General features: G+C 55.0%; 18 protein-coding genes and 2 pseudogenes. 14 read left to right on the plus strand and 6 right to left on the minus strand.

Going from position 1 to position 12,882, the window contains the following annotated elements; genetic code table 11:
- The first annotated feature begins 227 nt into the window (after positions 1 to 227).
- From ACIPZ5_RS01985 to ACIPZ5_RS01995, 3 genes are all read left to right on the plus strand, one after another.
- The gene (locus ACIPZ5_RS01985) at positions 228 to 581 is read left to right on the plus strand and encodes a hypothetical protein (protein ID WP_400806316.1); all 354 of its coding nucleotides are present in this window, start codon (positions 228 to 230) and stop codon (positions 579 to 581) included.
- A gap of 82 nt (positions 582 to 663) precedes the next feature.
- Positions 664 to 1,107, plus strand: coding sequence for a structural protein P5 (locus ACIPZ5_RS01990; protein WP_400806317.1), 444 nt, complete (start codon positions 664 to 666; stop codon positions 1,105 to 1,107).
- On the plus strand, positions 1,104 to 1,610 hold the full coding sequence (locus ACIPZ5_RS01995) for a DUF2514 domain-containing protein (protein WP_400806320.1): 507 nt from the start codon (positions 1,104 to 1,106) through the stop codon (positions 1,608 to 1,610). Before ACIPZ5_RS01990 ends, ACIPZ5_RS01995 begins: the two co-directional genes overlap by 4 nt.
- Here the strand turns inward: ACIPZ5_RS01995 and ACIPZ5_RS02000 are convergent.
- Positions 1,603 to 2,151 (minus strand): hypothetical protein, encoded by a 549-nt coding sequence (locus ACIPZ5_RS02000; RefSeq protein WP_400806323.1) that lies wholly within the window; start codon positions 2,149 to 2,151, stop codon positions 1,603 to 1,605. The genes ACIPZ5_RS01995 and ACIPZ5_RS02000 overlap by 8 nt on opposite strands.
- 350 nt (positions 2,152 to 2,501) lie before the next feature.
- Here ACIPZ5_RS02000 and ACIPZ5_RS02005 point away from each other — a divergent pair, with 350 nt between their 5' ends.
- Entirely contained in the window at positions 2,502 to 2,795 is a 294-nt protein-coding gene (locus ACIPZ5_RS02005) for a hypothetical protein (protein WP_400806325.1), read from the plus strand.
- Positions 2,792 to 3,097: a hypothetical protein gene (locus tag ACIPZ5_RS02010; RefSeq protein WP_197896043.1), complete on the plus strand. Its 306-nt coding sequence runs from the start codon at positions 2,792 to 2,794 to the stop codon at positions 3,095 to 3,097. The genes ACIPZ5_RS02005 and ACIPZ5_RS02010 overlap by 4 nt, the downstream gene beginning before the upstream one ends.
- Positions 3,098 to 3,234: 137 nt before the next feature.
- Here ACIPZ5_RS02010 and ACIPZ5_RS02015 read toward each other — a convergent pair whose 3' ends face one another.
- The gene (locus ACIPZ5_RS02015) at positions 3,235 to 3,519 is read right to left on the minus strand and encodes a hypothetical protein (RefSeq protein WP_400806326.1); all 285 of its coding nucleotides are present in this window, start codon (positions 3,517 to 3,519) and stop codon (positions 3,235 to 3,237) included.
- A 388-nt stretch (positions 3,520 to 3,907) separates the two neighbouring features.
- On the opposite strand from ACIPZ5_RS02015, the pseudogene ACIPZ5_RS02020 reads away from it, so the two are divergent.
- The 6 genes and pseudogenes from ACIPZ5_RS02020 to ACIPZ5_RS02045 all read left to right on the plus strand — a co-directional run.
- Positions 3,908 to 4,268: pseudogene (locus ACIPZ5_RS02020) on the plus strand (transposase); the annotation flags it as partial.
- Positions 4,269 to 4,274: 6 nt separating this feature from the next.
- A pseudogene (locus ACIPZ5_RS02025) lies at positions 4,275 to 4,757 on the plus strand (MFS transporter); the annotation flags it as partial.
- Between the two features lie 172 nt (positions 4,758 to 4,929).
- Complete coding sequence (locus ACIPZ5_RS02030; protein WP_400806329.1) at positions 4,930 to 5,070, plus strand: glyoxalase superfamily protein; 141 nt, start codon at positions 4,930 to 4,932, stop codon at positions 5,068 to 5,070.
- A 125-nt stretch (positions 5,071 to 5,195) separates the two neighbouring features.
- Positions 5,196 to 5,609, plus strand: coding sequence for a thiol-disulfide oxidoreductase DCC family protein (locus tag ACIPZ5_RS02035; protein ID WP_400806330.1), 414 nt, complete (start codon positions 5,196 to 5,198; stop codon positions 5,607 to 5,609).
- Positions 5,594 to 6,154 (plus strand): GTP cyclohydrolase I FolE, encoded by a 561-nt coding sequence (gene folE, locus ACIPZ5_RS02040; protein WP_343594867.1) that lies wholly within the window; start codon positions 5,594 to 5,596, stop codon positions 6,152 to 6,154. Before ACIPZ5_RS02035 ends, folE begins: the two co-directional genes overlap by 16 nt.
- A gap of 35 nt (positions 6,155 to 6,189) precedes the next feature.
- Positions 6,190 to 6,642, plus strand: coding sequence for a DUF3429 domain-containing protein (locus ACIPZ5_RS02045; protein ID WP_400806334.1), 453 nt, complete (start codon positions 6,190 to 6,192; stop codon positions 6,640 to 6,642).
- A gap of 112 nt (positions 6,643 to 6,754) precedes the next feature.
- Here ACIPZ5_RS02045 and ACIPZ5_RS02050 read toward each other — a convergent pair whose 3' ends face one another.
- Both ACIPZ5_RS02050 and ACIPZ5_RS02055 read right to left on the minus strand, forming a co-directional pair.
- Positions 6,755 to 7,057, minus strand: a complete 303-nt coding sequence (locus ACIPZ5_RS02050) for a putative quinol monooxygenase (RefSeq protein WP_400806336.1) — start codon at positions 7,055 to 7,057, stop codon at positions 6,755 to 6,757.
- Between the two features lie 29 nt (positions 7,058 to 7,086).
- Complete coding sequence (locus tag ACIPZ5_RS02055; RefSeq protein ID WP_400806338.1) at positions 7,087 to 8,079, minus strand: zinc-binding dehydrogenase; 993 nt, start codon at positions 8,077 to 8,079, stop codon at positions 7,087 to 7,089.
- Positions 8,080 to 8,180: 101 nt separating this feature from the next.
- Between ACIPZ5_RS02055 and ACIPZ5_RS02060 the strand changes: the two genes are divergently transcribed.
- Entirely contained in the window at positions 8,181 to 9,083 is a 903-nt protein-coding gene (locus ACIPZ5_RS02060; protein ID WP_261940733.1) for a LysR family transcriptional regulator, read from the plus strand.
- A 107-nt stretch (positions 9,084 to 9,190) separates the two neighbouring features.
- On the opposite strand, the gene ACIPZ5_RS02065 is transcribed toward ACIPZ5_RS02060, so the two are convergent.
- Positions 9,191 to 9,445 carry a hypothetical protein gene (locus tag ACIPZ5_RS02065; RefSeq protein WP_400806340.1) on the minus strand — a complete coding sequence of 85 codons (255 nt, stop codon included), beginning with the start codon at positions 9,443 to 9,445 and terminating at the stop codon, positions 9,191 to 9,193.
- A 316-nt stretch (positions 9,446 to 9,761) separates the two neighbouring features.
- Entirely contained in the window at positions 9,762 to 10,643 is an 882-nt protein-coding gene (locus ACIPZ5_RS02070) for a LysR substrate-binding domain-containing protein (RefSeq protein WP_343594879.1), read from the minus strand.
- A 115-nt stretch (positions 10,644 to 10,758) separates the two neighbouring features.
- Here ACIPZ5_RS02070 and ACIPZ5_RS02075 point away from each other — a divergent pair, with 115 nt between their 5' ends.
- Positions 10,759 to 12,249, plus strand: coding sequence for a UbiD family decarboxylase (locus tag ACIPZ5_RS02075; protein WP_343594881.1), 1,491 nt, complete (start codon positions 10,759 to 10,761; stop codon positions 12,247 to 12,249).
- Positions 12,246 to 12,866, plus strand: a complete 621-nt coding sequence (locus ACIPZ5_RS02080; protein ID WP_261940729.1) for a UbiX family flavin prenyltransferase — start codon at positions 12,246 to 12,248, stop codon at positions 12,864 to 12,866. The genes ACIPZ5_RS02075 and ACIPZ5_RS02080 overlap by 4 nt, the downstream gene beginning before the upstream one ends.
- The last annotated feature ends 16 nt before the right edge of the window (positions 12,867 to 12,882 follow it).

Raw genomic sequence — 12,882 nt, forward strand, 5'->3', positions numbered from 1 at the left:
AACACCACCGGAAAGCCCATTCAAGTTACTGCGCTTCTGGGGCCTGTAAGTGGGGCAAACGTAACGGCATGTGTAGGCTCTGATGGCGAGCTTATGTATGGTAATTATTCAACAGCAGCTGGCGGATACATATCGACTCCTACCGTGACTGTTGGGGTTGGCGCTTCATATTCAGTATCTGCTCAGAATGGTTCGGCCGCGCTGGTTAACTGGAAGGAGTTGAGGTAGTGAAATATTACAAGGATTTATCAACTGGCGGCATTTGGGCCTATGAGGACGATGTTGCAGAAGAAATTGTAAGAGCAGGGCTGATACCCATCTCAAATGATGAATACCAGAAGTTTCTAGATGATCAATCTCTGGAAATCCGGAAGGGTGAAGAAGGCATCTGGGTTTCTGAGGAGATGTCAGTAGTCGCTGACCAGTTGCTCATGCTCGAAGATGGCGATCCAAACGCTATACCGGGCGCATCAATAGCAGATTGGCGCTCTTATCGGGTTGCGCTTCGTGCCTGGAATGATGGCGCAGACGGGTTTCCTTCTCAGGGAAGTCGCCCAGTTCGTCCGGGTGTGCCTGCATAGCTCGATCACACATTCAGCCGGTCTTCCGGCAGCACATTCATGAACCGCCGCCTGGCGGTATTTTTTTGCCTGGAGAAAAACCATGACCCAATCCCAGCCCCGGGGCATCCGTAATCGGAACCCCGGCAATATTGATTTCAACCCACGCAACGACTGGCAGGGCCAGATCGGCAAAGAACCTGGTGGCCGCTTCGCCATCTTCGACACGCCCGAGAACGGCATCCGCGCCCTGGGCAAGCTGCTGATCAACTACCGGGGCAAGGATGGAATGCCCGGCGTGGGCGGCAAGGGCATCGACACCGTACTCGAGACCATCAACCGCTGGGCGCCGAGCAACGAGAACGACACCCAGGCCTACGCCGGTGCTGTGGCCAAGCGGTTAGGCGTATGCACCACCGATCCGATCAACATCAAGGACCCGGCCACGCTGCGCGGGATGGTCGTCAGCATCATCGTTCACGAAAACGGTAGCAACCCATATGCGCCGGCGATCATCGACGAGGGTGTGCGGAGGGCGCTGGCATGAAGTCTTGGGCCATCAGGGTGGTAGTGCTGCTGGCGCTGCTGGCTTCGTACTGGGGCGTCTACCAGCACGGCCGATCGTTCGAGCGCGCCGAGGCCGCCAAGGCATCAGCGGAACGTGACAGTGGTGACCGTCTGGCCGAGGTGATCGGCGAGCGCGGCGCCCGACAGGAAGAACAACGACGCGCCAAGGCGCAGGAGGAGGCGAGAGCCCATGCTCAGGAACAACGAACGCTTGCTGATGCTGGCGCTGCTGGTGCCGATGCTGCTGGCCAGCGGCTGCGCGACGAAGGCGCCAAGCTCGCCGCCACCGTCAGTTGCCCCGGCACGGATTCCGCCGCTATCGCACGAGGCCAGGCAGCCACCCGCGCCGCCATGGTGCTCTCCGACCTGCTCGCACGGGCTGATGCGCGAGCGGGAGAGTTGGCGAAAGCTTATGACGGCGCCCGAGTAGCGGGTATTGCATGCGAGCGCTCTTATCAAAGCGTAGCTCAATCGCCTAACTAGCTTTGCTTGGGTCTTCAGAGAATACGATTGTTGCAATCCAGGCAGTATTGCGATCAAGTTCCTTTTCTCCACCAAAGCCCAACTCACGCCGAACTAGATTTCTAAATTTATTAAGCTGATCTGTCAATGGCTGTGTATTGCTTTTCTGAAACAAGATTTCGCAGAATAAGTTTACAAGTTCAATGTCATCACAAGTCAAGATAAGCTTAGAGTGGGCTTCACGTGCTTCTCTGATAGTGGCCATCTGTTTTTGTGGTGGTTTCATGTCAGCGTTCCATTGTATGTGGCTGAAATGTGCGTCGAGTATGGCTAGGGCGTTCAGGCAAGCTTCTAATTTTACGGTTCTGCGAGATGCATCTATAGCATCAATTTTGCTGATTTCACTTTTGACTTCCTCTACTTCTCTAGTGATTTCTCGGATGTCTTCTTTGGTGGCTAAATTTTCGGCTTTCTTTATTAAGTATTTTGGGAAATAGTATTTAATAAAGCAGAATAGAATCGCTGCAGTGAGGGCTGTTGCTATCAGATTTACCGTTTCCATATTGCTCTCCTAGTTATAGCTATTTCTTATGGGTGAAAGTTTTTATGTTAATTTAAGGGTATGTCAAAACACAAATTTTTCTGGTTATTTCATGTTAGGTTTCGCTTGACCTGCGTTTAGCACGCAGGATTCAAAGCGACCTGAAGGGAATTTTACATGCAAGTCTATATCTTCGAAGCGCCACAGCATGTTCTCATTAAAGTTTCGAACTATTCGAGCCGCTGACTCTGCAAACCATCGCCGCCCGGTGGGGAGAAGCTGCTGCTTCTGCATTGAACCGCTGACTGGCAGTTGCCCGGCACGAGGCCGAAGCGATACGATGCTGTATGCATATACAGTATCGGTGCCCTATGTACTTTCTTCTCGTCCGCCGCCGCGTGAATGGCCAGGCTATCCCCTCTGATCAGCTCAGGAAGATCCAGCCCCTGCGCGCCGACATCCACATAGGCGACCACCACAGCGAGCCTCTAGGCCGCGTGGCCACCCAGGCTTGGGTGTTCAATCCAACGCCCGGTCCGGACATCATCCCGCGGCTGCACGACGCCAAGGTCAACGGCATGGCCCAGCTCGGGATGAACATCAACGGGGTCGAGAATATCGACGGCGTGCTGTATGCGCAGTCCTGGTGGTGCAGGGCGGAATGATGGACGGGATCCCTCAGGCTTGGCTGGATGAACTGAACGACCAATTCGCCCTGGTCACGGACCCCGAAGGGCGCGCCGCCGTTCTAGATGAGATGGCCTATGCCGCTCATCGTCGCCGCGAGGTGAGCGCCGAGAGCCTGGTCGACATGCTGGAGCTGTCCGAGGCTGCCAGGGCGTGGGGGTTGATGGAGATCGAGGAGGCGTACCACATCGGCCTGTTCAGTTACGAGAATTTGAAAAGCTGGGAAGGTGACGAGCCAGGACGGATCGTGATCGGCAGGACGCCGGGGTGGGGCGCATAGGCTGTCTAAAACCGCTCGAAAGCTTCTCAGGTTTACTGGGCGAAACTCGCCCAAACTCGCCAATGCATATTAGACAGGAACGACGCATAGGCCGCGAACGGTGCGGCCTGAGGTCGATTTTCCACACTACTGCTGCATTACTGGCAGTTGCGCACGTCGAAGAGGTAGTAGCCGATGATCTCGGCACGCCGAGCATACCGCTCGATGTCGTTTGCCCGATACAACTCGTGCCCTGGGTACCGCTCGACTATCACATTGCGCATCGCCTCGAAGAATTCCTCAAAAGTGATGCTGTAGCCATGGTCTGCAAACGTCGCGTGCAAGGCATGGTGAAACCGCTGCTCATCATCCGGGTGCTTCGTGTACCAAGTGCTCACGCGAAGCCATGGAGACAGAGATTTTTCCAGAGCTTTGAGATCCATTCCGCACTTCCTGAGGAGCTTTACAGCCGCGGAGTGTATCTCCAAACTGCTTGAAAATTACAGCAAAAACCGATTCCAAAACTCAAACGGCGACCCTTGCAGTATGCGGCCTGTAGCCGTGCCGTTTTGTCTTTGTTTTGGAATCGATTCAGCTACCCAAGGGGCATAGATTCTGTATTTATCCCCCGGTCTTGAAAACCGTCGATGGGCAACTATCCTAGAGTTCGAATCTCTACGCTTCCGCCACATTCAAAGCCCTGATTATTCAGGGCTTTTTGCGTTTTTGGGCCATCGAAAAACGACCCGTGGGAACACCCTTGGGAATATAGTGGACTACTAACCCCGGACACCTTTTTAGGCGAAAATGGTCGCCACACAGAGGTGTTCGATGAGCAGACAACGACGTACTTTCACCCCCGAATTCAAACGCGAGGCAGCTGGCCTTGTGCTCGACCAGGGCTATAGCCTTACTGAAGCCGCTCGGTCGCTCGACTTGGTTGAATCGGCGCTGCGCCGCTGGGTGAATCAACTCCAGTCAGAACGTGGCGGTGCTACGCGAGCAAGGCGCTGACCCCCGAGCAGCAGAAGATCCAAGAGTTGGAAGCTCGGATCAACCGGCTGGAACGGGAGAAATCGATTTTAAAAAAGGCTACCGCGCTCTTGATGGCCGAGGAACACGAGCGCTCGCGTTGATTGATCAGCTCCGCTGCGAGGAGCCTGTCGAATTACTCTGCTCGGTGTTTGAGGTCAAGGGGCTGACTGCTCAAACTGGAACCACTGTTCTGGCACTCATCGGGCTATTCAATATTTTTGGCACCTACACAGCCGGCTGGCTCGGCGGGCACCTGTCCAAACCCAAGCTGCTCACGGCTCTCTACTTGCTTAGAGCAGCGGTCATTGTCGCCTTTGTTTCTGTCCCGGTGAGTAACGTCACGGCTTACCTGTTTGGGATGGCAATGGGCTTTCTCTGGCTTTCAACCGTCCCACTGACAAATGGAGTCGTCGCCTCGGTATTCGGTGTTCGCAACCTTTCAATGCTTGGCGGGCTCGTCTACCTGTTCCACCAAGTGGGCGCATTCCTGGGGGGGTGGGTCGGTGGGGCGGCTTACGACATCACTGGGAGCTATGACCTGGTCTGGAAGGCTGCGGTTGTCCTGAGCCTGATCGCTGCTGCAGTCAACTCGGCGGTGAGAGAGAAGCCAGTTGCGGAGCTTCGCACCAGCGTTGCTGACGTGTAGTAAGGAGGCTTTCTGCAGGCGCTCGTTCACCTTCATGGGCGCCCGGCATCGTTTTCGGCCTTCAACACAAACTGAACGTCAAGACCAGCGTTCGGGGCCTTGGGCTCAGGATCGAGTTTGAACACCGTTTCGAATCAGGCCTTCCCCTGTACTTGGCCTTTACAGGGGCGGCTTGCATATCCACTTTTCCGAACGCCACGGCGATGCGAGACCTGGAACCACCCTCTTCGTGCCCGTGCTGAACATCGAGGGTTTCAGGGATGGGTTGCTCACCAAGCGCTATGGCTCCAGTCGAAGCCCGTCATCCGCCTGAGGCTACTGAACCCGCCAGCCTCAGGCCATTTGGCGCTTTGCGAGGCTATCCGTCATCGCGGCCATTGCTAATTTCGCGGGTTCCGCTAACTTATACAAAACCTGTACAAAATTGAGGTGTTGTACATGTTTGGCCCGTGGCCTTTGACCCTTTACTTCGACGGGACCTGCCCATTGTGCGCCAGGGAGGTGGCCTTCCTGCGCAGGCGTTCAACGGCAGCAAAGCTTATCCTGATCGATATTGACGGTGATGACTTCGATCCCACTCGGTTCGGCCTGACGATTGAGCAACTGAGATCGTGCTTGCACGCAAGGTTCGCGAACGGTCAGTGGGTAACAGGCTTGGACGCTACACTTTGGAGCTGGCGTGCTGCCGGTGTGGGGATGTGGGCAGCTCCACTGGCTTGGCGTCCGCTCCGTCCTTTGCTTTCGGTTTTGTACAGGTTGTTCTGTCTTTTAAGGCCAAGTTTGGCATGGTTACCCCATCCCGAGGGTAGGCAGCGTTGCAAAGGCGAGGCATCAAAATGTCACATTCGCTAGCCGAGCATTATCGCGAAATCCTTGTTGGCGTTGGTGAAAACCCACAGCGAGAAGGGCTCTTGGATACGCCTCAACGTGCTGCCAAAGCGATGCAATATCTATGCAATGGCTATACCCAAAGCCTGGCTGAGATAGTCAATGGTGCTTTGTTCGAAAGTCACAATGATGAGATGGTGGTCGTTCGCGATATTGAGCTGTACTCATTGTGCGAGCATCACATGCTGCCGTTTATCGGCAAAGCGCATGTCGCCTACCTTCCAACAGGACGAGTACTAGGGCTTTCCAAAGTGGCGCGCTTAGTCGATATGTTTGCCCGCCGTTTGCAGATTCAAGAGAATCTGACTAGACAGATTGCGTGTGCCATGCAGGAAGTGACTGATGCGGCAGGGGTCGGGGTAGTTATCGAGGCCAAGCACATGTGCATGATGATGAGAGGTGTCGAAAAGCAAAATTCAGTGATGATTTCATCGGTAATGTTAGGTGAGTTTCGAGACTCGCCGACTACCCGGCACGAGTTCCTCAAACTTATTGGTCGAAACACCTGATATCTGATACTAAACCGTATAGGAAGGGCGAGCTAATGAGTGCAATTTTCAATACGTTATCTCCAAGTCGCTTTACAGTCCTTGGTTACGGTGGCTTGCTGCCGTTTGTTGGTGTGGCACTGCTGATGTGTTTGGCGACTGATTATCGAGACCTCCTGTCTGTTGCATTGGTTGGCTACGGGGCTGTGATATTGAGTTTTGTCGGGGCCCTGCATTGGGGGTTCGCTATGATATTACAGGGGTTACCTGCGAACGAGCGGCAGGTGAGGCTCGCGTGGAGTGTCATTCCAGCCCTCATCGGTTGGGTTAGCATGTTGTTACCTGTGTCATGGGGCTGCTTAGTATTGGCCTTTGGCTTCATTGGGCATCTTTGGCAAGATCGTAAATGGGTTGATATTGTGCCTGGGTGGTATTGGCCTATGCGAGTACGTTTAACCATCGTGGCAAGCGTGTGTTTGCTTGTTGGTGCGCTTGTGGTGGTCTTTTAAAATTGAAATAACTATTCCGATGTTAGTGTCTGAGTCATCGCTGAGGCATCACCACCTAGACTAGGCTGGCCCTTTGGTTGGGGCTTGTTCGGGTCCTGACGCTATTAACTGACTACATAACTTTCTCTAACCTATCGATGGTCGGTTGTTCGGCCAGCATGCTTGCAGCTTTTAAGGAAAAATTTAGATAGTGCGGCTGCAGCGTGTGTTCATCCAAAGATTTCTGACTTTTCCAGATCTCATAAATCATGAAATCAGTAGGTACATCCTCTGATCGATGTAGGGTGTACTGGATACATCCCTCTTCTTTTTGAGAGGCCTCGACCAAGCTGCGGAGCTCGGTGAGTAGGCCTTCTTCCAGACCTTCTTCCGCTTTCAATCTAGCGATAATCACAATGGGTGAATTGTTGGGCATATGATCTTTCTCCAAAGCGGGAAGCCGGTTTACCGAGTGATGACGACTTTACCTATAGCCTTTCCGGACTCCAGGCGTGCATGAGCTGCTTTTACACCTTCCGCTGTGAACGGGTGTCGTTCGTCTATAAGGGGCTTGACTAAGCCGCGATCCACCAAACTGCTCAGCTTTGTAAGAATCTTGCCGTGATGACTACGGTCAAGATCATGGATGATTGAAACCGCCATGAAGACCAAGTCCAGCCGTAGTGCCTTGAAATGCATATCTGTGAGGTCGTAGGTGTCATAGCCGATGATGGATATGACGTGGCCCTTGAGCTTGGCAGCCTTCAGCGAGTTTGTGAGCACGGCGCCGCCGAGCGTATCGAACACTGTGTCAAAGCCAGAGCCGTTGGTAATACGGCTGGTGTATTCTTCTGGCGATTCTTCCCGGTAGAAAGCGACATCGTCGGCACCCAGGGAGCGGGCAATCTCTGCTTTCTGTGCAGTCGAGACCGTAGTGGCAACACGGGCTCCCATGAGTTTTGCCAACTGAATGCCGATGTGGCCGACGCCACCCGTTCCGCCATGAACCAAGACTGCATCATCCGGCTGGATGGAGGCTCGATCAATCAAAGCTTCCCAGGCAGTGATTGCCACGAGCGGAAGACTCGCCGCATCAGCAAAATGCAATGAGGCGGGCTTGAGAGCGATCAATCTTGCGTCGGCTTCAACTTTCTCCGCCAAGGCGCCAGGAATACCCACGATTCCTCCGACGCATCCATAAACCTCATCACCTACCTTGAATTGGCTAACGCCTTCACCCACGGAGCTGATGATGCCGGCGACGTCCATATGCAGGATGGCTGGAAAGGTGAGACCTGCGGTGCCTTCGCTCCCGCTGCGAATCTTGGTATCAACCGGGTTAACACTGGTGGCCATAACATCAATGACGACGTGGCCTGGGCGTGCTGAAGGGGGAGCTGTTTCGATTTCTTCAAATACATCCGACTGGCCGTGCTGGTTTATCACGATTGCTTGCATCGAGTATCGCTCCGCTTGAAAACCCAAAATCTATCAGCAATGCAAATTCGCGAATATGCTATTCTTGTTGCTTCATTCGGTCTTAAAAGTTGTTAATTTTTATGCTCGACTCCCTTGATGAGCTTCGCTTGTTTCTTGCCGTTTATGAGGAGGGAACCATCCGTGCGGCGGCGCAGCGGCTGGGTCTCACAGCGGCGGGAGGGAGCAAGAAATTGCTTGCCCTTGAGGATCGACTAGGGCGAAGGCTTTTTAACAGAACGACTCGGAAATTAAGTCCAACCGCTGATGCCGAAAAGCTCCAACGGTTTGCCAGGCAGATACTAGATGGCGTCATGGAGGCGGAGCGGACTTTTTCTGAAGCGCAGGACGTCTCAGGATCTTTACGTATCACAGCTTCTGCCACGTTCGCACAGGGCTACCTTGCTCGAGTGCTGAGCAGCTTTCTAGCTGCCTATCCGAAGGTTGTAGTAGATCTTCACCCTACCGACCAGGTCGTCGATGTCGTTGCAAAGGGGTTCGATTTGGCCATCCGTCATGGGGTGTTGGCGGATTCTTCCATGATTGCCCAGCGTATAAGCGATTCGCGGCGAGTAATTTGTGGTGCTCCCGGGTATTGGGACAAGGTCGGGGTACCCCGGTTGCCTAGAGACCTTTCGAATCTGGATGGTCTCATTGTGGGGAAAGAGGTTAATTGGTCACTGTCCAAAGGTGGTAGCCAGCAATCGATCAAGATCAAGCGCCGATTCGAATCGAGCCAGGCGGAGGTCGTCAGGCAGATGGCGTTGGATGGCCATGGCATCGCGCTCTTGGCAGACTGGCATGTCAAACCCGATCTTGTATCAGGTAGGTTGGTCGAGGCGTTGCCCGATTGGAATGTGGAACCGAATGTAGGCGTCTATGCCGTGTACCCGTCCAGGGAGAATATGGCCCCACCTGTGCGAGCGTTCATCGAGCACTTCAAAGAATGGGCTACGATCCATCCGATCGAGGCCGAGGTAAAGTGAGACGCGCCCAGGCGCATGAGTTGGCCAACGGTTATGATCAGGCCGAGCAGCGGGACAGGCCCAGAAGCTCTGGGCCAACAGTGCAGGAGGCCATTGCACTCAATGATCTAGACGAGGGCGAAGTCCGTTATCCGGCCGTTCCCGTCGATCGCTACTGTGAGCACCTGAGGGTCGCCAAGGGCTAAATCCAACTCCGTATACGCAAACTGCCAGCGCAATAGCCTGACCTCACCGCGAGTCTCACATTCCTCGGAAGGGCCAAACAGACGTTCGATATCACTTAATGTGGATTGTCCGCGAACGAGGAGTTTCAGTTGTTCTTCAACTGGGGTTGAACTGCTGCTGATGTCTTCGAGCAGCATCTGATGTTCTAGAACGCTCAATAGACGATATGAATCCGCACGCATCGACTCAATAGGCTCCGAGTATCAGACCGTTAATTTTTAAAATAATTATCAATGGACGCGGATTCTAATCATGGAATGTACCGAATGGTACAAAAAGGCGACAAGGGGTAGCGTGCAACCCGATTAGCGCTGTGGCAATTCTGCTCAAGCCGCAGGAGAGATGAGTAACCATTCGTGTGAAGCGCCCCTGGTTTCCCAGGCATTCTCCAGGCTCACAAAATGGCGTTTCTCGTACCGCTGGCGACAGCTGCATGCACTGCCGTGTCGGCGTTCAAAGAAGCTCAAGAACGCGCTCGATCGCCGGAGTCACTCGTCCTGCATCCCAGATGTACCATAACTCGGAATAGGCGCCCTCATCGGCCAAGGGCCGGAAACACACCGTCGGCATGGTCAGGTTGGCAATTGATGCCGGAACGATACCGTACCCCAAGCCTGCTGCCACGAGCCCGAGGATGCTTGCCACCTCGGGTACCTGCCATGCCACCTTGAGCGTTACTCCAGCGCGCTGCGCCAAGGTGCTGACGATTTGCTGAATAGCAAAGTTGGAAGGGTCGCTGAAACTGATCAAAGGTTCGTCAGCCAGCTCGGAAATAGTCAATAGCGGCTTCACCAGCAAAGGGCTGTCACTTGGCAAAGCCACGATCAGCGGATTACGCACACCGGCTTTTTTAACATGGTTCGGCGCGAGCACTCCGAGAGGGCCACGCACGACTGCGATGTCGATTTCACCACGCAGCAGTGACTGCAGTTGTTCCTCGATACGCTGTTCATCGAGCGTCAACGCAATGCCGGGAAACCTATGGCGCAGGCGCTTGAGCAGTGCAGGAAATTCAGGCTCGAACATCGCCGAACCGATATACCCCACGTGGATCGATCCCAGCTCGCCTCGTGCTGTGCGTTGAGCGACTTCGTTGGCGTGCCGGTGCATGGCAAGCAGGCGCTGCACCTCTGTTCGATACGCTTGCCCCGCGATCGTCAGCTCGATGCCACGCTTGCGGCGCAAGAACAGCTGCACGCCTGTTTCCGTCTCCAGCTTCTTGATTTGCTGGCTAAGAGCCGGTTGCGCAATACCCAGCCGCTCAGCAGATTTACCAAGATGAAGGGTTTCGCACACGTCGAGAAAGTAGGCCAGGCGGCGCAGGGAAGTGTTCATGAGCTAATCATAAGTTTTTTCTTATCGATAATGCACCTTCTGCTGTATGGTTTCAGCGCTCTTTTCCCTTCATCGTTTACCTCATCTTACGTGCAGCCAAGCGAGGTAACGACCCATGGAAAAGCAGCCTATCAATGACCTGCGCACTGCTCTGGCACGATTGCAGGCACATCCGGGGCAACTGCTGGAAACCAGTCACCCTGTGAGCCCCAAAGCGCAATTGGCCGGGGTATATCGCCGTGTGGGGGCAGGTGGCACGGTCAAGCGACCGACTCAGCTTGGCCCGGCGATGATCTTCAACAACATTGAAGGCTATCCAGGCTCACGGGTTCTGGTCGGGTTGATGGCTAGCCGCGAGCGGGTGGGCCTGTTGCTGGACAGCGCGCCCGACAAGCTTGCAGAACGCATGGGTGAGGCAGTCCAAAATCCAATCGATCCGGTGATGGTCGACCGTGCCGATGCACCGTGCCAAGAGATCGTGCTTGATGCCCGCGATCCTGACTTCGACCTGCGTAGCCTCCTGCCGGCGCCGACCAATACTGCTGAAGACGCAGGCCCGTTTTTCTGCTTGGGGCTGGTGCTGGGCAGTGATCCGGATGAGGGGCATACCGATGTGACGATCCACCGACTTTGCGTCCAGGATCGCGATAAGCTGACGATCTTCTTTGCTCCAGACCGCCATATCGATCACTTCCGTCAGAAGGCTGAAGCCGCCGGCAAGCCCCTGCCGATTACCATCAACATGGGGCTCGATCCCGCCATCCCAATCGGTGCGTGCTTCGAAGCACCGACCACGCCGCTGGGTTTCGATGAACTGAAAATTGCAGGTGGCCTGCGCGGCCAGGGTGTCGAACTCGTTGACGCGGTGACCGTGAAGCAAAAGTCGATCGCCCGAGCGGAAATAGTGATCGAGGGTGAGATCCTCCCGAACGAGCGGATGCGCGAGGATATCAACACAGATACGGGGCACGCGATGCCTGAGTTCCCCGGCTACAACGGCCCGGCCAATCCTTCTCTGCCGGTCATTCGGGTCACCGGCGTCACCATGCGGCGCGGGGCGATTCTGCAAACCCTCGTCGGGCCCGGGGAAGAGCATACAAGCCTTGCAGGTATCCCTACTGAGGCCAGTATCCGAAACGCCGTCGAACTGGCGATGCCAGGCTTTTTGACCAATGTTTACGCTCACACCGCCGGCGGCGGGAAATTATTGGCGATCCTTCAGGTTGCCAAGCGCAAGGCAAGTGACGAAGGGCGTCAACGCCAGGCTGCGCTTATCGCACTGGGTGTGTACCGGGAACTGAAAAACGTGATCATCGTCGACGAGGATGTAGACCCCTTCGACTCCGACGATGTGCTGTGGGCCATGCAAACCCGCTATCAAGGCGACATGGACACGCTCTTCATCCCCGGCGTTCCGGGGCATGTGCTGGATCCTTCGCAGGGGCCTGAATACAACCCCGCGCTTCTGGTGCGTGGCCTGACCTGCAAGACCATCTTCGACTGCACCGCGCCGTTCCACTTGCGCGATCATTTCACTCGTGCGGAATTCGTCGACGTCGACCCACATCCATACGCGCCAGAGCTTTTCCCACGGAGTAACGCATGAGTAGTTCACGACAGCGTCTGGTAGTCGGCATCAGCGGCGCTACTGGGATTATTTACGGCATCCGGGCCCTGCAAATGCTGAAGGCACTTGGGGTCGAAAGTCACTTGGTGGTATCCAAGGCGGGCGAGATGACGCGCGCATACGAAACGGATCTCAGCCGTGATGAGTTGTACTCACTGGCTGACCACGTGCACCGGATTGGAGACGTGGGAGCAAGCATTGCCAGTGGCTCGTTCCGCACCCTGGGCATGCTGATAGCCCCTTGTTCGGTACGTACCTTGGCTGAGGTTGCCAGCGGGGTCACGACCACGCTGCTTACGCGGGCGGCGGACGTCGTGCTCAAAGAGCGGCGCCGGCTGGTACTCATGGTTCGTGAGGCTCCGCTGCACTCAGGCCATTTGCGCAACATGCTGACTGTGAGCGACCTGGGAGGCGTTATTCATCCGCCAGTGCCGGCATTTTACACGCGCCCTAAAACGCTCCAGGATGTTGTCGATCATTCGGTAGCACGTGCGCTCGATAGCTTTGGATTGGAAGTAGAGGATATGCCGCGCTGGGGTGAAAACATTGATGTCTCGCCCAGTGCCCGCAAACACACCGAAACCACCGTCAACTAGCAATCGTCCATCTGGA

It is taken from the genome of Pseudomonas sp. NPDC089428 (assembly GCF_044749325.1).
In the GTDB taxonomy this organism is placed as follows: Bacteria; Pseudomonadota; Gammaproteobacteria; order Pseudomonadales; family Pseudomonadaceae; genus Aquipseudomonas.